Below are 23,966 nucleotides of genomic sequence, written 5' to 3'. Positions count from 1 at the left end.
CATGCCCGCATTCGGAATGCCCGGAGTGACCGCGTCCCCCACGGGGGCGCGGCGCGCCGGGGTGATCGCCACCGCCGTCGCGGTGGCCCTACTGGCCGGCTGGCGGATCGCGCCGTTCGGCCCCGACCCGGACACGATGTCGGTGACCTTGTTGACCGACAAGGTCGGTGCGGGCATCGAGTCCGGCGTCGACGTCCGCCTCGACGGCGTCAAGGTCGGCACGGTCTCCGGCATCGCGAACGCCGGGACCGGACGTCAGCGAATCAACTTGCAGCTGACGCGAAGTCAGCTGTTCGGACTGACCGACAATCTCTCGATCGCGTACGCGCCGGGAAATCTGTTCGGCATCAGCGAGCTCACCCTGAGGACGGGCACCGGCGGCCGACGCCTCGACGATGCCGCCGTCGTCGACCTCACCGGAGCCGAGGCCGGGCGCGTGGTGGACGCCACCATCTCGACGCTGCTGCAATCGCTCGGGCAGCTCACCACCCAGGTGCTCACCCCTCGGCTGGCCACCGTGCTGAGCCAGATCTCCGGTGACCTGAAGGCTTTCACCCCGCTGCTGCAGACCATCGTCGCCACCGCGCAGCAGGTCGCCGACACCCAGCGACTGCCGTCGTCGTTCCTGTTGCAGCAGTACGGTTCCACGCTGTCCGGGCTGCCCTATACAACCGACGGCCTGCTGCGCGTGCTCGATGCGTTCTACAACGCCCCGGACCTGAAGTCCGACGCCGATCGCGAAAAGTTCGACGCCAGTGTGGTTCTGGTGCGTGACCACATCGACGCCGCGCTGCCGACACTGCTGAACACCGCGCGGCCCTACTTCAACGGCTACACCGATGCGCTCGCACCGGTGCTGACCGCGTTCGCCCACGCCGCGCCGCCCGCGGCGGAGGTGACCGAGCTGTTGGACCGCCTGCGCGCGGCCATGCCCGACACTCCCGACGGGCCGGTGCTCCGTCTGGATGTCGCGCTGCGAGGCGTGCCCGGACTGGCAGTGCCGCTGTTGCAAGGGCTTTCGCCGAACATCCCGGGGGCCGACCGATGAGAACGACACGCGGACTGATCATCCGGCTGGCGCTGTTCGGCGCGGCCATGATCCTGCTGCTCGCCACTGTCCTGCAGACGGTCACGCGCCCGGTCAGCGGCGACACCGACACCTTCACTGCCGAATTCACCGATGCCAGCGGCCTTTTCGCCAACAACGACGTGCGATTGCACGGGGTGGCGGTCGGCAAGGTGCGCAGCGTCGAGCTACACGGCGGCCACGCCGACGTGAGCTTCACCGCGCAACGCGACTATCCGCTCTATACCGGGACGACCTTCGCCATTCGCTACGAATCCCTCAGCGGCCAGCGCTATCTCGATATCCAGCAACCCGATCAGCAGACCCCGCTACTGCGGTCGGGCAGCCGTATCGGCACCGATAAGACCGTGCCCTCGTTCGACATCACGACGCTGTTCAACGGACTGCAACCGGTGCTGGCCGAGCTGACGCCCGGGGACCTGAATCAGTTCGCCGCCAGCATGCTGGCCGTGATCAACGGCACCAGCACCAGTATCGGCCCGGCGCTGGACGCCATCGACAAGCTCTCCGGGTACACCACCGACCGGCAAGCGGTGATCTCCACGCTGGTGCGCAACCTCGGTGCGGTCGCCACCCGGCTGAACGGCAAGTCCAGGAACACGATCAAGTCGATCTCACAGCTGACCCTGATCTTCGAAACCCTCACCCAGCGCATCACCGGGCTGATCGACTTCGCGCAGATCATTCCGCCGGTGCTGGAGCCCGCCGACCACATGCTCGCCACCCTCGGACTCACGCCCGGCGCCAATCCGGATCTGAACACCCTGCTGCGCAACACGCTTCCCGATCCGGGACAGGTCACCGAGGTGCTCGAGCGGCTGCCCGCGGTGTTGCAATCGCTCGCCGCGCTCATCCCCGGTCCGGCCACCGGAACCGATACCGCGTGCTCGCACGGCGACGCACCCACCCCGGCCGCCCTCGCGGTGTTCATCGGCGGACAAAGGATCAAGCTGTGCAACCCCTGACCCGTATCCAACCCCTGACCCGGCGTCTCGGCACGCTCATCGACTCGCTCGAGGGCACGGGGACCGCCCCGCGCAGTGAGCGTGATGCCGCCCGCACCGACCGGCGGTGGGGCTTCGCGGGCATCGCGGCGGCGCTGGTCGTGCTCGCCGCAGTCGGCATCGTCTATGTCGCCGACCTCGGAACCAGCACGTACACAGCGGATCTGGCCGACGCCGGGTCGGTGCATCCGGGTGATCCGGTACGCGTCGCGGGCATCACGGTAGGCAAGGTGCGGTCCCTGCAACTGCGAGCCGACCGCGCGACCATGACGTTCAGCGTGAACAAGGACGTCTTCGTGGGTGCGCAGAGCACCCTGGCCGCCCGGATGCTCACCGTGGTCGGCGGCCACTATGTCGCACTCACCCCGGCCGGCACCAAGCCGTTGGGCCACAACACGATTCCCATGGACCATGTGGTGCTGCCCTACAGCCTGCCGCAACTGTTCCAGGACGCGATCGCCCCGATCGACCAGGTCGACGGCGACGTGCTGCGCCGCAATCTGGCCGCGCTGCAGGACTCGATCACGCAGAGCCCACAGGCCATCGGGCACGCGGTTACCGCCACGAAAACCATTGCCGACCTGCTGAATCGGCAGAACGCCGACATCTCCAGCGCCCTGTCGGTGGCCGATCAGTACGTGTCGGCGCTCGACGACAGCAAGCAGGTGCTCATCAGCCTGATCCGGAATCTCGGCATCCTGGTCACACTCATCGAACAGAACAAATTCCAGGTGTCCCGCGAACTCGACTACCTCGCCTCGACGGTGAGCCGCTTGGTGCCGGTCGGGCAGCAGTGGAAGTCGACGCTCGAACCCATGGCCCAGCCCGTGGCCGACGCGATTCCGCGGCTACACGAGATCGGCGACAAGCTCGGCACGCTGCTCGATGGGCTGCGCGCCTTCGGGCAGCGCCTGCAACCGCTGGTCGGCGATCAGGGGCTGACCATCGACCAGTCCGGCACCACGGTGCAGGCGACCGCGCCGTGCATCCCTGTCCCGGGAAGGAGCTGCTGATGCTGCGCCGCCTGTTCGCCTCCCGCGCCGTCCTCTCGGTGGCGACGCTGACCCTGGTGGCCGTCGTCGCCGTGGGCGGGTACACCCTGGCCAAGCCACCACGAGCCATGCGCACCTACTGCGCGGCGATGCCCGACGCCATCGGCCTCTACGCCGGTAGCACCGTCACGCTGCGCGGCATCGCCTCCGGAAAGGTGACCCGAATCCAGGCCACCGGCACCGGCGCCCGGGTCGACTTCGACATTCCGGCCGACGAGGCGCTTCCGCCCGACGTCGGCGCGACCACGGTCTCCGACACCCTCGTGGCCGACCGCCGGCTCGCGCTCATCGGGAACCGCCCCACCGGCGGGCCGCACTGGGACGCCGGTCGGTGCATCACCAAGACGCTCACCCCCAAGAGCCTCAGCCAAACCTTCTCCGCCGTCTCGAAACTGGCCGACGAGCTCAATGGCGGCGCCGATCCGGCCCAGCAGGGTCGCATCGGCGCCGGACTGGCGGCGGTGAACGATGCCACCGCCGGAACGGGACCGCAGATCAACGACATCATCCGCACGCTCAGTACCGTGCTCGACTCCCCCGATGCCGCCATCGGGCACCTCGGCCGATTACTCGACGCCCTGGCCGCATTGGCCCACAGCGCAGCCAACGGCTGGGGAGAGGTCGAAGAGGTGTTGACCGGACTGCCCGGCGGCCTGCACGCGGTGGACACCATGGCGGTGCCGCCGATCACCTCGGTGCTCACCGACATCGGGGATGTGCTGCCGATGCTCAACGACATCACGGTCATGTTCGGCGGCGAGGCCCTGCGCCAACTGGACGCCGCCGATCCGCTCATCCTGCGGGCCGCCGCGGGACTCGGCTCGCTGCTCGACGTGATCCGCATGATCCCCTCCCTCGCAGGGGTTTTCACCCGCTCTGTCGACGCCGACACCGGCCGCACCACCCTCGACTACGCCCCGCCCCGGGTACAGCTCCCGACGGCGGCCGCCGAGCAGGTCTGCGCGGCCGTCAACGCGCTCACACCCGGACGCTGCGCCGACGACGGCAACGGTCTGGTGAACGTGCCGCTCACAGCACTCATCTTCGGATCGGTAGGAGCCCGATGACACTGTCGCGCAGGACATTCCGGCTGCCGATCGCGGCCTGTGCGCTGACCGCGGCGCTCGCCGTCAGCGGCTGCGGCTTCGACCCGGCCGCAATCCCCGTACCCGGCACCACCGTGTCGGGCGACACCTACGTGCTGCACATCCAGTTCCCGGATGTGCTGAACCTGCCGCCCGGCGCGAAGGTGACCGCGGACGGCGTGCCCGTGGGCAACCTCGAAAGCATCAAGATCGTCACTGCCGCACAGGATCCCGGCGCACCACGCCAGGGCTATGTGCTCGCGACAGTGAAGATAGAAGGCTCCGTGCGGCTTCCGTCCTCGACGACCGCGCAGCTACGCCAAACGACGCCGCTCGGCGATGTGCAGATCGCACTCACCACCACGACCGGCACGACCGGGGCCACGCTCGCCCCCGACGCCACCATCCCGCTCGCCGACACCCGCCCCGCCACCCAGATCGAGGACACCCTCGCCGGACTGGCCACCGCGGCGGGCAGCGGCGCGATCACCAGCTTCCAGGACGTGGTGCGGCAAGCGAACCGGGTCTTCGCCGACGATCCCGCCCGTACCGCACAGGTTTTCGGGGTAGTGGGCAACGACCTCATGGACGTCGGCAACCGGCTCGACAGCGTCGACGCCCTGCTCGACGGGCTGCACGCGAACCTGAGCTCCCTCGATGCGGACCGCGACATCCTGGACCGGCTGCTCACCGACTACGGCGTGCAGCACACCACCGCCGCGGTCAACTCCGTGGTGCAACTGGTGTACGTGTTCAGCGATCTCGGGCCCGTCGCCCGGTCGGCGGCGTGGCTCGGGCCGCTGGTCGGAGCGCTCGACGCGCAGACCACCGCTCTCGTCCCGGCGTTGTTCGGCGCTCGACCGCTCGATACGAATTCACCGTCCAACCTGAAGAAGCTCGTGGATCTCATGGCGACCAAGCTGATTCCATTCGTCGAGCACGGACCCAAGGTGGACATCGTCTCGGCCACAGTGTCCCCGAGCGGTGCCGCGCCCGCGGACCAGACCGGTCATATCATCGACGCGCTGCGCATGATCGGGGCGGTGCGATGAGGAAGAGTTCGGTGTTCTCTTTCGGCGCGATCGTTCTCGTGCTCGTCGTCGGCGTCTGCTACCTCGCATTCGGGGTGCTGCGGTTCAACCCGCTCGCCCACCACCTGACGACCACGATGACGGTACCCGACTCCGGCGGTATCGGCGTGGGCTCGCCGGTGCTGCTCTCGGGCACCGACGTCGGCACGGTCACCACCATTCGCAAGGTCGCCTCCGGCGTGGAAATCACACTGCGCCTGGCTGATTCACCGCGTATCCCGATCGCCAGCACCGTGCGCATCGAGAACCTGTCGGCGCTGGGCGAGCCGTATGTGGAGTTCGATCCGGAACGAGCCGGTGCGCCCTACCTCGCCGACGGGCAAGTCATCGAGGCGCGCACCGTGCGGCTTCCGACCACCGTGCCGAAGTTGTCGGTTCGCGCGGTCGAGCTGCTGAAACAACTCGACCCCACTGCCATTCGTGCACTGATCGACACCCTCGACACCGCCACCGCCGGAACCTCGACCGCCATGCCGCGGCTGCAACGCTCCACCGAGCTGCTGGCCGCGACCATCCTCAGCCGCACGGCCACCATCCATTCGCTGCTGGCCGACCTACAGACCATGGGAGCCGATATGGACTGGGCCGGAACAGCTCTCACCGCGGGCGGTCCCGAATGGACCGATATCGGCGTCCGGCTGGGCGCGGCCATCCCCGTGACCGCGGCCAGCTTCGCCAAAGGCATCCAGCCCGGGCCGATGATGGGCCCGGACGGTCTGGTGCCGTTCCTGCACGATCTCACCGCCTACCTGGCGAAGATCGGCCCGCGCACCGCCGCGCAACTGCCCGCACTGCAACCGCTGCTCGACTCCACCCGAGACGTCGCGGCACGGATAGACCTGGGCGCGTTGATCACCCAGGCCCTGAACACGGTCGGCCCCGACGGCGCCGTCCATTTAGAGATCCACGTCAAGTAATCCCGGAGAGTGAACCATGACCAGCACCACGATCGAACCCGAGGCCGAAACCGCGAGTAGCACTGAGGATTCGGCACCCGATTCCACCAAGGCGACCCCGAAGGACGATTCCGCCCGACAAATTCAGCTCTCCACAGTGCTCGCGGGCGTGGTCGTCACCGTGCTGGTCGTGTGCGCCGGTGTCTTCGCGACCCTGTGGCTGTCGGCCCGTGGCGACCTGCACGATCGCGACGGCCGCGCCGCCGACGACAAGCACGCCCAGCAGATCGCCACCGACTACGCCCTCGGCGCGTCCACCATCGACAGCAAGAACCTCAAAGCCTGGTTCGACAAGCTCAAGACCGACACCACCCCGCAGCTGGCCGCCAAATTCGATGCCACCGCACCACAACTCGAACAGATCCTGATGCCGCTGCAGTGGACCTCCAACGCCACCCCGATCACCGCGGTCGTCACCTCCGCCGCCGATGGCATCCGCAAGGTGAGCGTCTTCGTGAACGTCACCTCCACCAGTGCCCAGAACCCCCAGGGCAGCCAGACCACCGTCACCTACGCCCTCACCATCGACCAGCACGCCGACTGGAAGATCACCGACGTCGGCGGCCTGGACACCGCCTTGCCGGGCAAGTGAATCCGGCCTCGGGAGGGCAACAAGCCAAGGCCCGCAACCTGATCGGGTTGCGGGTCTGGTCGTCGGTCACCGGCGGGTCGTTGGAGTCGCTGGACCTGCTACGGCGCGTGTTCCTCGAGCACGCGGCGCACCACCTTGCCGGTGGCGTTTCTCGGTAGTTCGTCGATGAACACCACATCGCGAGGGACCTTGTAGCGAGCCAGGTTGGCTTTGACGTAGTCCTTGATCTCCTGCGGGTCCGGAGACGTCCCGGGGTTGCGCACGACAAAGGCGCGCAGCCGTTTTCCGAAGTCCGCATCGTCGACACCGACGACGGCGACGTCATCGATGTCGGGTCGCTGCGCCAGCAGGTTCTCCACCTCGAGCGGGTAGACGTTCTCGCCGCCGGAGACGATCATGTCGTCGTCGCGACCGTCGACGAAAAGCAGACCGGCGCTGTCGAAGTGGCCGGTGTCACCGGTGGACATGTAGCCGTCGATGATCTGCTTGTTGCGGCCGTCGGTGTAACCCTCGAAGGGTGCGACGGTGCGTACGAAGATGCGGCCGAGCACATTCGGTGCGTCGATGGGCCGGTCCTCGTCGTCGAAGAGCACGACGCTGGAGGTGATCGGCGGACGGCCGACCGTGCCCGGGGCACGGCGCAGATCCTGCGGCTGGGCGACCGTGGCGACGGCCACCTCGGTGGACCCGTACAGGTTGTACAGCACCTCGCCGAAGGTGTCCTGGAAGCGGGTGGCCAGCTCGGGGGAAAGAGCGGAGCCCGCCACCATGACCGTTGTCAGCGAACGGGTGTCGTACTTGCCGATGATGTCGGGCCCCAGCGCGAGTATCCGGTTCAGCTGGGTCGGCACCGCCACCAGCATCTGCGCCCGGTGCTGCTCGATGGCCGCGAGCGTGGCCTCGGCGTCGAAGCGGCGCGACAGCACGACCTTGTTGGCCAGCGAGGTCGCCACGGTCCAGGCCCCCATGCCGGTGGTGTGGAATATCGGCGAGGCGATCACGACCGTGCCCCGGCGCGGGAAGGGGATGCGGTCGACGATCAGTGCGGGGGTGAACGGCGAAACCTTGGTGCGCGGAGCGCCTTTCGGCAGGCCGGTGGTGCCGCTGGTGAGGATCACGAATCCGGCGGGCCGGTCCGGCAACGGCAGCGGCTCGCGGCTCGACACCGCGATCACCGACTCGATCGTGACCGCCCCCGCGGGCAGGTCGTACCCTTCGGCCACCCACGTCAGCAGGCGGGGCAGTTCCGCGGGCAGCGCGCCGAGCAGATCGGAGAATTCGCTGTCGTGCAGCACCGCGCGCACCTGCTCGCGCCTGCATACCTCGGCGAACTGCGGCTTGGCGAATCCGGTGTTCAGCAATGCGATTCGCAGCCCGGCCTTGCCCGCAGCGATGACAGCCAGCAGCAGGCCCCGGTGGTCACGGGCCAGCAGTCCGACCACCTCGCCGGACCGCAAACCTCGCGCCAGCAATGCCCGGGCGAGCGCGTTCGACTGCTCATCGAGCTGCCCGTAGGTCAGCACGCCCCGCTCGTCGGCCACGGCCGGTGCGTCCGGGTACCGGCCTGCCGACCGCAGGGCCACCGCCGCCTGCGGGCCGTAACCGCCATTCGCGCGTGCCAGCCGCAGCATCTCGTCCGGCCGTCGCAGCTCGATCACACCGGTTTCCTGCATCCGTACCGCGGCTTTGAGCATCTCGCCCACCCCGGCCAGCCGTTCGGCGGCCCGCGATGTCATCGATGTCAGCATGATGTCCTCTCAGATTCCCAGGCGGCGCGCGAGATTCCGGCCGCCCAGCAATCGCATCGACTTCTCGACCGCACGAGTCTTCCACGGCGAGTACGGAAACCACAGCAGTGCGGCGATGGCGGACAACTCGATCCGCGGACTCGTCACCGTATTCGTCCGGCAGTATTTGCGGATTCCCGCTGCGCCGCCGAGGCGGCCGCCGCCCGCGCCGGAGTCCTTCCATCCCGACATGGGCAGCGGGAAGCAGGCCAGATGCGCGTTGACGTCGTTGACATCCACCGAGCCGACTTCGAGCCGGCGAGCGATCTGCTTGCCGCGCTCCAGGTTTCGGGTCCAGACGCTGGCCGACAGCCCGTAGTCGGAGCCGTTGGCCAACCGGATCGCCTCGTCCGCGTCACGGACCCGCATGACCGGCAGGATCGGCCCGAAGGTCTCCTCGGTCATCACCCGCATCGAATGATCCACGCCGGTCAGCACTGTCGGCTCGAAGTAGTGGCCGCCGCCGCTGCCGCCGATCCGCAGCACCGCGCCCTTGGCGACGGCGTCGCGGACCTGTTCCGCGGCGACCTCGACCTGGGACTCGGTGACCATGGCCCCGAGGTCGACCGAACCGTCGTCCGGGCCGCCGGGGCACTGCCGCAGCGCGGCAACCACCTCGACCAGCTTGTCCACGAACTCGTCGTGCACCGCGGCCTCGACGTACACGCGTTCCACGGCGGTGCACATCTGCCCCGAATTCGACAGACCGCCGAAGGCAATGCCCGCCGCCGCCTGCACCACATTCGCGTCGGCCAGCACGATCGCCGGATCCTTGCCGCCTAGCTCGAGCCCGTACGGGATGAGCCGGGACGCGGCCTGCTGGGCGACGGTGCGGCCGGTAGCGGTGGAACCGGTGAACTGGACGTAGTCGACGACATCGACGACGGTGGACCCGATTCCCGCGCCGACGACAGTCGCGAAAACCGGTGGCGCACCGATCTCCTCCCACCCTGCGACCGCCGCCGAGATCGCCAGGGGCGTCTCGGAGGACGGCTTCAACAGCACCGCCGCACCCGCGATGAGCGCGGGCAGAGCGTCGAACAGCGCCAGCGCCAGCGGGTAATTCCACGGGCTGATCACGCCGACCAGCGGATAGGGCCGGTGGTTGACCTCGAGTCGCTTGGTCGCGGTGAGCAAGCTGTGCGGCCGGGGGTGCCCGGCGCCGAGGAATTCGGCGGCGTGCTCGTTGTAGTAGTTCAGCGCGTCGATGCTCAGACCGAGCTCGATCGGCGCTTCCGCCTTGGCCTTGCCGGTTTCCTCGTGCAGCAACCCTGTAATGCGATCGGCGTTGTCCAGCAACCAGTTTCGGTACCGATCCAGCCATTTCGAGCGGCCGTCGAGTCCGAGCTGCTCCCAGCGCGGCTGGGCGTCGCGCAGCCGGGTTGCGGTGGCGCGCACGTCATCGGACGAGTCGGCGCACAGCACATTCAGCGTGCGCCCATCCAGCGGCGAGGTCACGGTCACGGTGGGGAACTCGGCACTGTGGGTTTCTCCCGCCGAGCGCAGATGCGTGGTCACGACCGCGTTCCGGTCTTGCGGGTTCCGGTCTGCTTCTCGGGTTCGGCTGCCGGGGTGGGCTTTTCGGTGCGTTCACGGTAGGCGGCGCGCACCGACTCGTCCGAATTCAAGGTCACGTGTTGCAATCCGAGTGCGCCGTAGATGGAGTTGCGGAGGTTCTCCGGCAAGGGCATCAACGCCCGCAGGAATACTCCTCCGATCTTCGGGACGGTGCGGAACCCGCCCCGCCTACCCGCGATCGCCTCGGCAATGGCGGCGGCCACGGTCTCGGGCTCGATGAAGCCGATCTGGCGCACGAACCAGTTCGGCGACAGGCCCGCGATCAGCTCGGTATTGACGAAACTCGGCGCGATGGTGGTGACCGTGACGCCCTTGGGCGCGAGCTCCTGGTGCAGCGCCGCACCGAGACCCACCACCGCGTACTTGCTCGCGCAGTACACCGCGACGCCGGGCGCTGCGGAAATGCCTGCGACAGAGGCGATATTGACGATATGCCCGCGCCCGCGCCCGGCGAAGCGGCGGCCCGCGAGCTTGGAGCCGGTGATCACGCCCCGCACATTGATATCGAGCTGCCGGTCGGTGACGGTGTCGGACTCGTCGAGGAATTCACCGGTCGGCATGATGCCCGCGTTGTTCACCAGTACATCCAGGCCACCCAGCCCCGATTCAGCGGCGTCGAGGTACTGCTCGAACGAAACCCGGTCGGTGACATCAACTTTCAACCCGTGCACCCGCGCCCCGGTCGCGGCGGAGATCTGCGCCGCGGTCTCGGCCGCCAGTTCCGCGTCGATATCACCGATGGCGACCGCCGCGCCACGGTCGGCCAGCAGCCGCGCGGTGGCCGCGCCGATGCCGCGCGCGCCGCCGGTGATGGCGATCTTCTTGCCTGCGAGGTCAGTTCTGCTCATGGTTCGACTCCTTGGTCTGGTACCGCGACGGTTGGTATCCGGCTGACTTCGCCGCCGGGGAATCCGGGATCATCCGGTGGAAGTGATGCAGTCCGCGGCGGGCGAGGCCGGGCGCGAGTCGGTTCGTCCACAACGCCGCCGCGCCGAGCGGATTCTCCAGCTGGTTCGGCCGGCGCACGATCGCGTCGACCATCATCTCCACGGCGTCCTCGATCGGCAGCGCCGTGTAGCCACCCCACCCGGTGGGGCCGATCATGTCGGTGTCCACCAGTGGGATATGCACATTGGTGAAAACCACTCCGTCGGAGAGGCATTCGACCGCGGCAACTCGTACGACCGCCTCCAGGGCCGCCTTGGATCCGATATAGGCGGAGAAGCGCGGCAGGTCGGCGACGACGCCGATGGAGGAACTGGTGATCACCTGCCCGGACCCGCGGCGGCGCATCGGCGGCAGCAGACGCAGCATCAACCCCACCGCACCGAGATAGTTCGTGCGCATGGTGCGCTCGTAATCGTGCAGGCGGTGTTCGGAATTGGCGATCGAGCGCCGAATGGAGCGCCCGGCATTGTTGACCAGGATGTCGGGTGCGCCGAACTCGGCGAGCACCTCGTCGGCAAGTTGGTCGACGCCCGAGTCGGTGGACAGGTCCGAGACGATGGCGAAGGCCTGCCCGCCCGCATCCCGGATCTCGGTGACCACGTCCGCCAATTCCGTTGCGCGGCGGGCGGTCACGATGGTGAGCGCACCCTCGGCGGCGACCCGCACGGCCAAGCCGCGCCCGATGCCGCTGGAGGCGCCGGTGATCAGCACCGTCTTGCCGTGTACTCGGTCACGCAGCTCCGGCCCGAACGGACTGGGCAGACGCCGGGGCGGTGTCAGCGTGTTGATGGTCAGCCTGGCCAGCTCGTTCTGGGCCCGCGCCAGCCGCTTTCGGACGCCCGTCATCGCACCACCCGGTACTTGTCCAGGTCCATCCGGCGGGTGCGGCGACGGTACTCGATCATCAGGCCCGGCCAGTTGTTGGTGACCTTGCCCTTGTCGTTGCGATACCAGGTGGTGCAGCCGCCCTTGGCCCATACCGAACCGGCGAGACGTCGCTGCGCCTCGGCACTGAAGGCGTCGAAGGCGTCCCGCAGAACGTCGAAATACCGTGCGCCACTGTGTTCGAGCTGCCGGACGGCATCGACGATGTAGCGGGCCTGGCTCTCCAGGATGTACACGATCGACCCGCCACCGAAATTGGTGTTGGGTCCGTACATCAGGAAAAGGTTGGGGAACCCGGACACCGTCAGGCCCAGATACGCTTCGGGCCCGGCCGCCCACGTCTCGTTCAGGTTCTGCCCATCGACGCCGTGCACCGCCATCGGGGCGACAAAACCATTGGCGTGGAAGCCGGTCGCGAAGATGATGGCGTCGAATTCGCGTTTCACGCCGTCCTCGGTGATGAGCCCGGTGCCCGCCACCTCCGTGATCGCCTCGGTGACCACGTCCGCATTGTCGCGTGCCAACGCGGGATAGTAGTTGCTGGACAACAGAATTCGCTTACACCCAATCTGGTAGTCGGGAGTCAGCTTGGCCCGCAACACCGGATCCTTGATCTGCAGGCGCAGCTGCGCCCGGGTGGCATAGAAGAACGGGGCCAGGTACGCCTTGCGCAGCCGCGGGCTCATGTCCAGGGTGAGCGCGGGATTGACGTACTCGCCGATCGTCCACCAGGCTCCGCGCAGCGCCTTCAACGCACCGGGCACGCGGCGATACAGCCTGTGCTCGAGGTCGCGATGCGAGTAGTCCGGCTTCGGGATCAGGTACTCGGCGCTGCGCTGAAATACGGTGAGCTGCTCCACCTTCGACGCGATCTGTGGCACCAGCTGCACGGCGCTGGCGCCGTTGCCGACCACGGCGACCCGCTTACCACGCAGGTCGTAATCGTGATTCCACTCCGCCGAGTGGAAGATCTCCCCGGTAAAGCCTTCCAGCCCGGGAATGTTCGGGATCTTCGGGCGGGTCAGCTGACCGCATGCCGAGATCAGGACTCGGGCGGTGTGCCGCGCACCAGCAGTGGTGGTAATCGTCCACTCCCCCGCCGCCTCGTCGAAGTCGGCCGCGGCGATCTCGGTGCCGCAGCGCAGATGCGATGCGATGCCGTACTTTTCGGCGCAGTGCTCGAGGTATCTCTTGATCTCCGGCTGCGGCGCGAACGGCCGCGACCAGTTCGGGTTCGGCTCGAACGAGAACGAATACAGCGACGAGGCCACATCACAGGCCGCGCCCGGATATTCATTGTGCCGCCACACCCCGCCGACGCCCTCGGCCCGCTCGAACAGCACGAAGTCGTCGAACCCGGCCCGCTTCAATCCGATCGCCGCGGCCAGTCCGCTGAATCCGCCGCCGATGATCGCCACGGAAACCCTTCCGGCCGGGCGGGACGCCCGCGTCGCTGCGGTCGTATCCATCGAAGCACCTCTTCACTTCACTGTGGTCTCGGTCATGTTCGACGGTATTGCCGCTGACCTGGGCCAACCATGAGATGCCGGGCCACTAACTTGCGAAGTTGGGCCAAACCGGAGCAGCATGGCCCCATGACCGATCCCTGGGCGAAGGTCCGCGCGGTCACCAGCGCCACGCTGCTGACCGACTTCGCCGTCGAGTACGGCGCATCGACGACGCAGCTCCTGCGCGGCACCGGAATCCGCACGACCGTGCTGCACGACCCGACCGCCGAAATCACCGCCGGCCAGGAATTGGCCCTGTTGCGAAACCTCGTCGAGGAACTCGGCGACCGGCCCGGTCTCGGCCTGGCCGCCGGAGCCCGCTACCACGCGAGCAGCCACGGCGTATGGGGCTTCGCCATACTCAGCAGCCCGGACGTCCGCAGTGCGCTCGAGGTCGGCATCGGGTTCGCCGAACTATCGTTCTCGTTCGCCCGCATCACTCTCGATCACGACGGACCACATCCGGCCATCACCTTCGACGACCGCGTGGTGCCCGCCGCGGTGCGCCGCTTTCACATGGAGCGTGATCTGCAGGCGACGCTGACGATCCAACGCGAGTTGATCCCGACGGCATTACCGGTCCGCCGCATAGAGATTCCCTTCCCCGCCGACCCCGCCTACGACGAACTCCTGACGTACAGCTCCGGTATCACCGCCGTTTTCGATGCGCCCAGGCCGCTGCTGAGCTTCGATGCCTCGGCCCTGGACATGCCACTGCCGCAGGCGAATCGGACCATCGCCGCCATGTACGAAGGCCAGTGCGCCGAACTGGTGAACCGGCGCCGCGAGCGCCTCGGCATCAGCGGCCGCGTCCGCGACGCCCTGGTCCGCCGTGGCGGCCTCGCGGGCCAGCCCGAGGTCGCCGCCGACCTCAATCTGAGCATTCGCACTCTGCGTCGCCGACTCTCCGAGGAAGGCGCCACCTTCCGCGAACTCAGCGAGGAGACCTTCGGCCTGCTCGCCGAGGAGCTACTCGACGCGGGCCTCACTGTCGAACAGACCGCCGAACGCCTCGGCTACTCCAGCGCCTCGTCCTTCACCCACGCCTTCAAGGCCTGGCGCGGCCAGCCCCCGGGCCGGTACTCGCGAACACGTCGAACATCAGGTGGGGCGAACTGATCACTACGGTTAATGGTTTGCTAACTGTTGTTCACTTAAAGAATGACAGTGGGCATTCATCAGGCAAAATAAACCTACCCATCACGCAAGCGTGCCGATAGGTCTACTAGACAGGATTCACATCTCTAGCTAGCGTGACGGTATGTGCGCTCAACGTCGAGCCGGTAGCCGGACCTTTCAGCAGACCTCATCCGACGCCACTCCCCCTCGGGGCGGAACAGACACGAGGGCGGGGAGGTGGCGTTCGCTGAGCCGCCGCCAGCTAGCTCGGCTCCAGGACCACGCCGAGTTCCGGCAGTTCTACAGCCTGCCCTCCGGCCGGGCATCGGAGGTGCGATCCGCCGACGGCACCCGCATCCATGTCGAGGTGTTCGGCCCCGAGCACGGATACCCGATCGTGCTCAGCCACGGCGTCTGCTGCGGCATCCGCTTCTGGAGCCATCAGATCGCCGACCTGGCCGAGAACTACCGCGTCATCGCATTCGACCACCGCGGACATGGGCTCAGCGCCCGTCCCCCACAAGCCGCGCATACCATCCAATGCCTCGGCGACGATCTGGCCGCGGTGCTGCGCTCGACGCTCCGCAGCGGCGAACGCGCTCTGCTCGCAGGACACTCCATGGGCGGCATCACGATTCAAGCATGGGCGGACCAATACCCCGCCGACGTAGCCCGTTTCGCCGACGCCACCGTGCTGATGAACACCTCCCCCGGCGAACTGGCCGACGGCCTGACGACACCGCCCGCAGGGTCACGGATGCCCGAATCGATGACCGCGCTCATGACATCACTCAGCGGGCTCGTGATCGAAACATTCGGCGGCACACCGGTTCCGGTACGCCTACCCCTGCGATCGGCGCTGCTCTCACCCCTCACGGTCGGGTCGACCGCCACCCCTGCGGCACGAGCACTGATACAGGAGCTGATCCTCACCACCCCAGCCACCACCCGCGGCCACTTCATTCGCACCCTAGCGGCGCTGCGCACCGAACAGCTCGATCACAGCCGGCTCACCGCCCCGACACTTGTGATCGGGAGCACCGACGACAGGCTGCTACCGATGTCCCATTCGATCCGGCTCGAGTCCCTGTTACCGAACCCAATGGGACTGCTGGAGTTGCCCGGAGGCCACTGCGGTCCGGTCGAACAGCCGACCGTCGTCACCGCAGCACTACACCGGCTCGCCCAGAACGCACGCGAATCGACATCGGCCTGACCGCCCCGTCTGGCGCTGACGCTGAAGACCCCGCCGAGCCGCCGCGGATCGGCCGAAACGTTCGCCGCCGCAACCGTTCCGGCGACCACCGGTGGAATGGCGCGTTCGATATAGTCCGGGCCAGGCGTGGCGATGGTGCGATTACCGCACGGCACCGCTGTCCATGAGCTGCTGTGACTCCGCTTCCGACAAACCCCAATTCGTCAGTGCCGCACGGACATTGCGTCCGTCGGCGTCCATCGCCGTGGGTGGGTCGAGTTGTGAGCGGCTGAATCGCGGGGCGGGGGCGGGCTGGATCAGGCCGGCGACTTCGACGAACGCGTCCCGTGCCTGATTGTGTGGGTGTTCGTGTGCTTCCCAGGGGGAAAGAACCGGCGTCACGCAAGCATCCGAGTCGGCGAAGAGGGCGGCCCATTCGTCGCGGGTCCTGGTGCGGAACGTGTCGCCGAGGAGTTTTCTTATCTGCTCGAATCCGGTGGCGTCGAGTTGAAACGGCAGTTCCGACGCGTCGATCCCGAGAGTGTCGAGCAGTTGCGCGTAGAACTGCGGTTCGACGCAGCCGACGGCCATAAACTTGCCGTCGGCGGTTTCGTAGGTGTCGTAGAAGGGTGCGGCGCCGTCGAGCATGTTCTCCCCGCGCGGGTTCGGCCACATTCCATTGGCGCGCATACCGTGCAGGAATGACATCAGGATGTTCGCGCCGTCGACCATGGCCGCGTCGATGACCTGACCCCGCCCCGAGCGCTCGCGCTCATAGAGCGCGGCGAGCACGCCGAGGGCGAGAAATGCACCGCCACCGGCGAAGTCGCCCAGCAGGTTCAGCGGTGCTTGTGGGCGTTCACCGGCCCGGCCGATCGGCTCGAGCGCCCCCGCGATCGCGATGTAGTTGATGTCGTGGCCCGCGCGGGGAGCCAGCGGGCCCTGCTGACCCCAGCCGGTCATCCGACCGTAGATCAGCCGCGGATTCACCGCGAGCAGGGCGTCTGGTCCGATGCCGAGTCGTTCCGCGACCCCGGGGCGGAATCCCTCGACGAAGACATCTGCCTCCCGCGCGAAACGGTGTACGGCGGCAACGCCTTCCGGATTCTTCAGATCCACGGCGACGCTGCGCCGCCCCCGATCGAGGGGGCCCGCCGGTGCGGTGACGGCAGCCGAACCGCTTGCCCGATCGACCCGCAGTATCTCCGCGCCCAGGTCGGCGAGGATCATGCAGCCGAACGGCGCCGGAGCAAGACTTGCGATTTCGACTACTTTGACTCCGGTCAGAGGACCCATCGTCGATTCTCTTTCTGTCGAGAGTTATTGGGCGACTACAGACTTCGCGAAATCAGTTCCTTCATGATCTCGCTGGTGCCGCCGTAGATCTTCTGGATGCGCGAGTCGGCGTACATGCGGGCGATCGGGTACTCCGTCATGTAGCCGTAGCCGCCGAATACCTGCACGCAGCGGTCGACCACGGTGCACTGCTGCTCGGTGAGCCACCATTTCGCCTTGGCCGCGGTCGTGATGTCGAGTTCGTTTCTCAGATGCTTTTCGACACAGCCGTCGAGAAAGCTCCAGCACACCGAGGCGAGCGTGTCGCATTCGGCCAGCACGAACTTCGTGTTCTGGAAGGCGAACAGCGGTTTGCCGAAGGCGGTGCGTTCCCGCGCGTAGTCGACGGTCACCTGTACCGCTTTTTCGACGGTCGCGGCCGCCGAGACGGCCAGCAGGAGCCGTTCTTGCGGGAGCTGGTGCATGAGCTGGATGAAGCCCTGCCCCTCGTCGCTGCCGAGGAGGTTCGACCGGGGCACTCGCACATTTTCGAAATTGAGTTCACAGGTGTCCTGGCCGTGCTGGCCGACCTTCTCCAGATTCCGGCCGCGGGAGAAACCCGGCATGCCAGCGGTTTCCACGCCGATCAGCGAGACATCGCCGATGCTGCCCTCGTCACCGGTTTTGGCCACCACGATGACGAGATCGCACAGGAATCCGTTGGAGATGAATGTCTTCGCGCCGTTGATGACGTAGTCGTCACCGTCCTTGACCGCGCGCGTCTTGACGTTCTGCAGATCCGATCCGGTACCGGGCTCGGTCATCGCGATGGCGGCGATGATCTCGCCGCTGGCCATCTTCGGCAACCAGGCGCGTTTCTGTTCCTCGGTGCCGTACGCGTTGATGTAGTGCGCGATGATGCCGCTGTGCAGCACGCCACCGAAGCTCGGCGCGAGGGCTCGCACCTGTTCGATCGCGATCACGGCCTCGTGGGCGAAATCCCCTCCGCCGCCGCCGTATTCCTCAGGAATGCTGGCGCACAGCAGGCCGAGCTGCCCCGCGGTGGTCCAGACTTCCCGGTCGACATGTTGCTGTTTTCCCCAGCGAGCTTCGTGCGGGGCACAGAATTTCGTGAAGAAGCCGCCGGCGAGTTCGGCGACCTGGTCGAGTTCCTCATTCATCCAATGGGGTCGGTGGGTGGTCACGAGATCTCCTTGGCGTCGGTCGACATGGTCGCGAATTCCCTTGCGAGACAGGCTATGACGCTGGTCGCGTCGAGTTGCGGGCAATGACCGGCGTGCGGCAGCACGACGAGCCTGCTGCCCGGATTGGCATCGCGAAGAATTCGGCTGGTCGATAGCGGCACCAGCCGATCCCGCGCGCCGTGTACGGCGACCATCGGGACGCCCACACCGCCGTGATCCCGAGTGCGGTCGAGCTCCCTTTTGAACTCCGCGCCCTGGCGTATCAGCCGGTGGGTCTCGATCGGGTCGTCGACGCCATCGGCCAATTGCCCGACGACCGCGGGTTCGATGGCCGATCTGCGGCCGTACAGCAGATGGCTCAGCGCCCGTTTGACCAGAACCCGATGCACAGCGCGTGGAATCCGGATCCTGGTGGCCAGGCCGGTGGCCGCGATCAGCGGCCTCAGACCGGCGGAAACCAAAGGCTTCCAAGTAATTCCCGCGGTATCGAGAGCCAGCACGGCGGCAATGGGCAGCTCACTGTTGCGGCATGCGCGCAGGATCGTGGCCGCGCCGAGTGAGTTCCCCACCAACACAACCGCTTCGGAGCGACCGTGATGCTGGATCACGGCGTCGAGGAAGGAATCGAGCTGTGGCATGAGCTCTCCCGGGCGCAGCGGATCGGCCTCCCCGAAGCCCGGCAGGTCGACGGCGACCGCCGACTGCCCGGCCTGGTACATCGAGTCCAGGACCCGCCGCCAGATTTCCGACGTGTTCCCGAATCCGTGAACCAGCACGATCGTGGGACCTGCGCCCGCCACTACCAGCTCCCGGGTACCGAATCCCGCGTACGTGACGCGTCGCTCCACGATGAACGACGTGCTCATTACGACCAGCGATCGAACTGCCCGGGCAGCTCGTCGAGCAGCCAGGGGCCTTCGGTTTCCACGGTTTCCTTGAACGTCCAGCCTTCCAGCAGCGAGACGGCCCCGCCCTGCACCGCGAGCACCTTGCCGTTCAGCGGGCACTTCTCGCTCGCCAGGTAGGCGACGACGGGCGCGATGTTCGCCGGACTGAAGGCGTCGAACTCGCCGTCGGGTACCTCTTCGGCGAAGATGGCGCTCATTCCCGGGGTGGCCAGGGTGAGCCGGGTGCGGGCCACCGGGGCGATCGCGTTCACCCGCACGCCGTAGCGCGAGAGTTCCTCGGCGGCAACGAGTGTCATGGCGGCGATGCCCGCCTTGGCCGCGGCGTAATTGACCTGGCCGGGTAGCGTCGAGAAGGTGCCCGACGCCGAGCCGGTATTGATCACCGCGGCATTGCGCGGAGTACCGGCCTTCGACTGCTCCTTCCAGTACACCGCCGCGTGCCGTAGCAGGTTGAAGTGACCGTTCAGGTGCACGCCCAGGACCGAGTCCCACTGCGACTTCTCGATGCCCGCGATGAACGCATCGCGCAGGATGCCCGCATTGTTCACCACGACGTCGAGTCCGCCGAACTCCGATATCGCTTGGTCGACAAGACGTTTCGCGCCATCCCAGTCGGCGACGCTGTCGGTGTTGGCGATCGCCCTGCCGCCCGCGGCGACAATCTCGTCGACGACCTCCTGCGCGGGCCCGGCGTCGGAGCCGCTGCCGTCATTACCGCCACCGAGATCGTTGACGACGACGCTCGCACCCTCCTTGGCCAGTAGCAGCGCGTGTTCCCGGCCGATGCCGCGCCCGGCGCCGGTGACGATGGCGACCCGATTGTCCATTGATCCCATGTGAATTCCCTTGTCTACGTGGCTGAGTGGTCAGGCGACGAGAGCGGCGAGCCGGTCCAGCGAGGCGTCGAGTTCCTTGAGCGCGGTCCGCTCGATCGCCTTGCCGATCGCGCCGACCATCATCTGGCTGATGAATTCGGCGTCGATCTTCGTCACCGACCCGGCGTCATGGGCCTGCACCGACAGCGTGAAGGTGACCTTCGCGTTCGCCATGCCGACGCCGGAGATGGTGAAGGACTTGGGGGCGTCGTACTCGGTGACGGTCCAGGTGATGGTGTTGGGCATACCCATGATCGAGAGGACCTCGTTCATGGTGGAACCCTGTGATACCTGGGTGGGCGGCTCGTCTTTCCACTTGGTGTGCATGGTGTTCCATTCCGCATTGCGGCTGGGGTCGGCGATGATCGCCCACACCTTGTCCGGGGTGGCCGCGATTTCCTTGGCTGCCGAAGCGAGTGCCATGAGTTGTGTCCTTCTCGAAACGTGTTGTCGGATTTGGTCTTTGCCGCTGTCGGATCAGCGTTCGGCCGGGCGGTAGGCGGTCACCACGACCGAGCCGCCGAGGCCGATATTGTGTGCCAGCGCGACTTTCGCCCCCGCCACCTGACGCTGGTCGGCGAGACCGCGCAGCTGCCAGGTCAATTCGGCGGTCTGCGCCAAACCGGTGGCGCCGAGCGGATGTCCCTTGGAGATCAGGCCGCCGGACGGGTTGACCACCCAGCGACCGCCGTAGGTGGTGTCGCCGGCGTCGACGAGCTTGTGCGCCTCGCCTTCGCCGGCCAATCCGAGCGCCTCGTAGGTGAGCAGCTCGTTGGGTGCGAAGCAGTCGTGCAACTCGATCACGTCGATGTCCTCGGGACCGAGCTGCGCCTGCTCGTACACGCGCCGGGCGGCGGTGCGGCTCATATCCGCGCCGACCAGCGTGATCAGGCTGCCGCTGTCGAGCGTGCCGGGAAGATCGGTGACCAGCGACTGACCGACGATCTCGACAGCCTGACCTGCGAGATCGTTATCCTCGACGAACCGCTCGCTGGCCAGGATGGCCGCACCCGACCCGTCGGAGGTCGGTGAACACATCGGCCTGGTCAGCCCGGCAGCGGCGTACACCATCTTGTCCGCCTTGATCTGGTCCTCGGTGTAGTCGTTCTGGAACTGCGCGTACGGGTTGTGCACGGAGTGCCGATGGTTCTTGGCGGCGATCTTGACGAAGTGTTCCGGCGTGGAGCCGTACTTCTCGTTGTGTTCGAGTCCGGCGGCGCCGAACATCCACGGCGCGGGCGGGAACGCGATCTCGCGCAGTTCCGCCATGGCCAGCAGGTGGCGCTGCATGGGCGGCTCGCGGTCGTCGAAGGTGGAGCCGAGCGAGCCGGGCTGCATCTTCTCGAACCCGATGGCCAGCGTGCAGTCGGCCATCCCGCTCCGAATAGCTTGGGCGGCAAGGAACATCGCGCTCGAACCGGTCGAGCAGTTGCTGTTCACATTGAACACCGGGATGCCGGTCATGCCGAGCCCGTAGACGGCACGGTGACCGGAGCAGGAATCGCCATAGCAGTAGCCCGCGTAGGCCTGCTCGACTTTGTCATAAGCGATGCCCGCATCTGCGAGCGCCTTGGTGCCGGATTCCAAGGCCATGGCCGGGTAGTCCCAATCGGCGCGGCGGCCGGGCTTCTCGAATTTCGTCATACCGACACCGACGACGTAGACGCGATTGGTCATTGGTCGAACTCCTCTGCCTGAAGGTCGTGGCATAGCCGTTGTGGCCCAGTGGATTACGCGATCTCGGCAATGCCGTCGCGGATGAGCGCGTCGCCCTCGCCGCTCGCGCTTTCGAACGCGTAGACCCGGCGGCCCTCGGTGTCGCCGGTATGCCAGATCGAGGTGGTGATGAGCTGCTCCGGACAGGCGGGCTTGCTGAACCGCACCGCGAGGCGTCGCAACCGGGCCGGATCATCGAGCGCCACCTGCGAGAGCACCGCGTGCGAGGTGAAGGCCATGGTGCACAGCCCGTGGATGATGATCCCGGGCAGCCCCATCTGCCTGGCGAAGTCGTCATCCAGGTGGATGGGCATCGGATCGCCCGCTGGTTCGGCGTAACGGAAGGTCTGGTCCTTGTCGAACTGCTGCTCGACCACGAAGTCAGCCGCGCGGTCGCGCAGCGCCTCGTCGAAAGAGTGTGCGGGCGCGGCGATTCCGGCCTCGTGCGGCCAGACGCCGCCCTTGAAGAAGCCGGTGAAATACTGCTCGTTGACCAGCGCGCCGGCCGCGTCCCGCGTTTCGCCGAGGGTGGTCACCACGACGCCGGTCGACTTGCCGCGGATGCCGACGACCTTGGACCGCACCCGCAGCGTCTCGCCGGGCACGATCGGACGGTGGAAGCGGAAGTCCTGCTCACCGTGCAGGATTCGGAGCATCAGCTCGTCGGGCACCACGGACATCGTCTGGTCGGCCATGTCGGTCAGTGCGGGGACCACCGCGAAAACCGGGGGAGCGAAGGTGCCGTCCAGGTGCTGGGCGATCGGGTCGTTGGTCGCCTCGGCGTAGGCGATCGAGCGTTGCTTCTCGACCGGGAATTCGATCTCGGGCCCCCACACACCGATGCCGGCGATATCGAATACGTGCTCGGACATTCACCATCCTCCTCGCGTCACAGAGTCGTGCGTGGCCGCAAGCACGGCCGCATCGCTCGTTCCTCGAGCCTATGAACTGGGAAGATCGCCCGAAATGACTCGACTTCGCATGGTTTGTGACAGAAACGTGCATGGCCGCTTTGGTAGGTTGCCGACACGGAAGGAGGGACGATGGCAACGCGCACCGTGGCGATTCAGTTCATTCGTGCCGCGATGACGACCGCCGTCGCGCGCGGCATCGACATTCGCGGCGCACTGCGAGCGGCCCGCATCACTCCCGAAATGATCGGCCACGACCGGGTCCGCGTCACCGAGGCGCAGGCCGCCCGCGTCGTGCGAGCGTTGTGGGAGCTGACCGACGACGAGCTGGCCGGGCTCGGTCCACGCCCGATTCCGCGTGGCACCTTCCGGATGATCAGCTACGGCGTCGTGCACGCGCCCGACCTGCGCACCGCACTGACCCGCTTCACCGAATTCCTCGCCCTCAGCACCGAAGCCCGTGTCACGCTGACCGTGGACGGCTCCCAGGCTAGGGTTGTGATGCACGGCGATCCGGCGACACCGCTGGATCCACTCGTCGTCGATATCGCTGTCGCGGTCATCCATCGATTCGCATCGTGGCTGATACGCAAGCAAATACGGCTCACGGCAGTGGAATTGCCTTATCCGGCACCGCCTTACGAGTCGGACTATCGGCTCATCTACGGTGTCACACCCACCTTCGATGCGACCGGCACCGGTTTCGCCTTCGACTCGATGTACCTGTCGATACCGGTGGTTCGCACCGAAGCGGAGCTGGACGAATTCCTGCGCACCGCGCCGGCCGGGCTGCTGTTCCGCAACCGCTACGACGTGACCACCGCCGATCGGGTGCGAAACATACTGGAGCGCAATACTTCTACCGACTGGCTCGCCGCAGAGGATGTCGCCAAGCGGCTGTCGCTGAGCGCCCAGCACGTGCGCCGCCTGCTGCGTGAAGAAGGAACCTCGTACCGGACGATCCAGGAAGACATCCTGCGCGATCGCGCTATCGAAAGCCTGGTCCAGGGTCAGGAGACCATCGAGGAACTCTCCGAACGGCTCGGCTACTCCGAGCCGAGCGCTTTCCGCCGCGCTTTCCGCCGTTGGACCGGCATCGCACCCGGTTCGTATCGCCTCGACTCGCGCTGATCGCCGGACACCCCGAGACCGACCGGATCATGCGCGGTGTGGTCATACACTGCGCGCA

General features: G+C 67.0%; 22 protein-coding genes. 10 read left to right on the top strand and 12 right to left on the bottom strand.

The annotated features are described in order from the left end of the window. The first annotated feature begins 1 nt into the window (after position 1). Genes AB0L82_RS33030 through AB0L82_RS33000 form a run of 7 tightly spaced genes read left to right on the top strand, consistent with a single transcriptional unit; the run spans position 2 to position 6,867 of the window. Complete coding sequence (locus tag AB0L82_RS33030) at positions 2–1,048, top strand: mammalian cell entry protein (protein ID WP_364645323.1); 1,047 nt, start codon at positions 2–4, stop codon at positions 1,046–1,048. Continuing rightward, positions 1,045–2,052, top strand: coding sequence for an MlaD family protein (locus tag AB0L82_RS33025; protein ID WP_364645320.1), 1,008 nt, complete (start codon positions 1,045–1,047; stop codon positions 2,050–2,052). The genes AB0L82_RS33030 and AB0L82_RS33025 overlap by 4 nt, the downstream gene beginning before the upstream one ends. Beyond that, on the top strand, positions 2,040–3,104 hold the full coding sequence (locus tag AB0L82_RS33020; RefSeq protein WP_364645317.1) for an MlaD family protein: 1,065 nt from the start codon (positions 2,040–2,042) through the stop codon (positions 3,102–3,104). Before AB0L82_RS33025 ends, AB0L82_RS33020 begins: the two co-directional genes overlap by 13 nt. Beyond that, complete coding sequence (locus AB0L82_RS33015) at positions 3,104–4,210, top strand: MlaD family protein (protein ID WP_364645314.1); 1,107 nt, start codon at positions 3,104–3,106, stop codon at positions 4,208–4,210. The genes AB0L82_RS33020 and AB0L82_RS33015 overlap by 1 nt, the downstream gene beginning before the upstream one ends. After that, positions 4,207–5,280 (top strand): MlaD family protein, encoded by a 1,074-nt coding sequence (locus AB0L82_RS33010; protein WP_364645311.1) that lies wholly within the window; start codon positions 4,207–4,209, stop codon positions 5,278–5,280. Before AB0L82_RS33015 ends, AB0L82_RS33010 begins: the two co-directional genes overlap by 4 nt. Positions 5,281–5,291: 11 nt before the next feature. Continuing rightward, on the top strand, positions 5,292–6,236 hold the full coding sequence (locus AB0L82_RS33005; RefSeq protein ID WP_364645309.1) for an MlaD family protein: 945 nt from the start codon (positions 5,292–5,294) through the stop codon (positions 6,234–6,236). Positions 6,237–6,252: 16 nt separating this feature from the next. After that, positions 6,253–6,867, top strand: coding sequence for a hypothetical protein (locus tag AB0L82_RS33000; RefSeq protein WP_364645306.1), 615 nt, complete (start codon positions 6,253–6,255; stop codon positions 6,865–6,867). Between the two features lie 98 nt (positions 6,868–6,965). Here the strand turns inward: AB0L82_RS33000 and AB0L82_RS32995 are convergent, their stop codons facing one another. The 5 genes from AB0L82_RS32995 to AB0L82_RS32975 are packed head-to-tail and all read right to left on the bottom strand — an operon-like array spanning position 6,966 to position 13,534. After that, entirely contained in the window at positions 6,966–8,603 is a 1,638-nt protein-coding gene (locus AB0L82_RS32995) for an acyl-CoA synthetase (protein WP_364645303.1), read from the bottom strand. A 21-nt stretch (positions 8,604–8,624) separates the two neighbouring features. Further along, entirely contained in the window at positions 8,625–10,172 is a 1,548-nt protein-coding gene (locus tag AB0L82_RS32990; protein ID WP_364645300.1) for an aldehyde dehydrogenase family protein, read from the bottom strand. Next, on the bottom strand, positions 10,169–11,080 hold the full coding sequence (locus AB0L82_RS32985; protein WP_364645297.1) for an SDR family NAD(P)-dependent oxidoreductase: 912 nt from the start codon (positions 11,078–11,080) through the stop codon (positions 10,169–10,171). The genes AB0L82_RS32990 and AB0L82_RS32985 overlap by 4 nt, the downstream gene beginning before the upstream one ends. Then, complete coding sequence (locus tag AB0L82_RS32980; protein ID WP_364645294.1) at positions 11,067–12,026, bottom strand: SDR family NAD(P)-dependent oxidoreductase; 960 nt, start codon at positions 12,024–12,026, stop codon at positions 11,067–11,069. Before AB0L82_RS32980 ends, AB0L82_RS32985 begins: the two co-directional genes overlap by 14 nt. Next, the gene (locus AB0L82_RS32975; RefSeq protein WP_364645291.1) at positions 12,023–13,534 is read right to left on the bottom strand and encodes an NAD(P)/FAD-dependent oxidoreductase; all 1,512 of its coding nucleotides are present in this window, start codon (positions 13,532–13,534) and stop codon (positions 12,023–12,025) included. Before AB0L82_RS32975 ends, AB0L82_RS32980 begins: the two co-directional genes overlap by 4 nt. Positions 13,535–13,660: 126 nt before the next feature. Here AB0L82_RS32975 and AB0L82_RS32970 point away from each other — a divergent pair, with 126 nt between their 5' ends. Both AB0L82_RS32970 and AB0L82_RS32965 read left to right on the top strand, forming a co-directional pair. Continuing rightward, positions 13,661–14,692 carry an AraC family transcriptional regulator gene (locus AB0L82_RS32970; protein ID WP_364645288.1) on the top strand — a complete coding sequence of 344 codons (1,032 nt, stop codon included), beginning with the start codon at positions 13,661–13,663 and terminating at the stop codon, positions 14,690–14,692. Between the two features lie 331 nt (positions 14,693–15,023). Next, the gene (locus AB0L82_RS32965) at positions 15,024–15,908 is read left to right on the top strand and encodes an alpha/beta hydrolase (protein WP_364645285.1); all 885 of its coding nucleotides are present in this window, start codon (positions 15,024–15,026) and stop codon (positions 15,906–15,908) included. Between the two features lie 141 nt (positions 15,909–16,049). Here the strand turns inward: AB0L82_RS32965 and AB0L82_RS32960 are convergent, their stop codons facing one another. The 7 genes from AB0L82_RS32960 to AB0L82_RS32930 are packed head-to-tail and all read right to left on the bottom strand — an operon-like array spanning position 16,050 to position 22,738. Next, positions 16,050–17,183 (bottom strand): CaiB/BaiF CoA-transferase family protein, encoded by a 1,134-nt coding sequence (locus AB0L82_RS32960; protein WP_364645282.1) that lies wholly within the window; start codon positions 17,181–17,183, stop codon positions 16,050–16,052. A 35-nt stretch (positions 17,184–17,218) separates the two neighbouring features. Further along, positions 17,219–18,343 carry an acyl-CoA dehydrogenase family protein gene (locus AB0L82_RS32955; RefSeq protein WP_364645955.1) on the bottom strand — a complete coding sequence of 375 codons (1,125 nt, stop codon included), beginning with the start codon at positions 18,341–18,343 and terminating at the stop codon, positions 17,219–17,221. 20 nt (positions 18,344–18,363) lie between these two features. Beyond that, positions 18,364–19,233, bottom strand: a complete 870-nt coding sequence (locus AB0L82_RS32950) for an alpha/beta hydrolase (RefSeq protein WP_364645279.1) — start codon at positions 19,231–19,233, stop codon at positions 18,364–18,366. After that, positions 19,233–20,111 (bottom strand): SDR family oxidoreductase, encoded by an 879-nt coding sequence (locus AB0L82_RS32945; protein ID WP_364645276.1) that lies wholly within the window; start codon positions 20,109–20,111, stop codon positions 19,233–19,235. The genes AB0L82_RS32950 and AB0L82_RS32945 overlap by 1 nt, the downstream gene beginning before the upstream one ends. 30 nt (positions 20,112–20,141) lie before the next feature. After that, positions 20,142–20,573: an SRPBCC family protein gene (locus tag AB0L82_RS32940; protein ID WP_364645273.1), complete on the bottom strand. Its 432-nt coding sequence runs from the start codon at positions 20,571–20,573 to the stop codon at positions 20,142–20,144. Between the two features lie 54 nt (positions 20,574–20,627). Further along, entirely contained in the window at positions 20,628–21,827 is a 1,200-nt protein-coding gene (locus AB0L82_RS32935) for a lipid-transfer protein (protein WP_364645270.1), read from the bottom strand. A 53-nt stretch (positions 21,828–21,880) separates the two neighbouring features. After that, a complete protein-coding gene (locus AB0L82_RS32930) occupies positions 21,881–22,738 on the bottom strand; it encodes a MaoC/PaaZ C-terminal domain-containing protein (RefSeq protein ID WP_364645267.1) in 858 nt (285 codons plus the stop codon). Positions 22,739–22,909: 171 nt separating this feature from the next. Here AB0L82_RS32930 and AB0L82_RS32925 point away from each other — a divergent pair, with 171 nt between their 5' ends. Further along, a complete protein-coding gene (locus tag AB0L82_RS32925) occupies positions 22,910–23,908 on the top strand; it encodes an AraC family transcriptional regulator (RefSeq protein WP_364645264.1) in 999 nt (332 codons plus the stop codon). The last annotated feature ends 58 nt before the right edge of the window (positions 23,909–23,966 follow it).

The sequence above is a fragment of the Nocardia sp. NPDC052001 genome (assembly GCF_040680615.1).
Classification (GTDB): domain Bacteria; phylum Actinomycetota; class Actinomycetes; order Mycobacteriales; family Mycobacteriaceae; genus Nocardia.
This window is presented reverse-complemented; position numbering and strand designations above follow the sequence as displayed.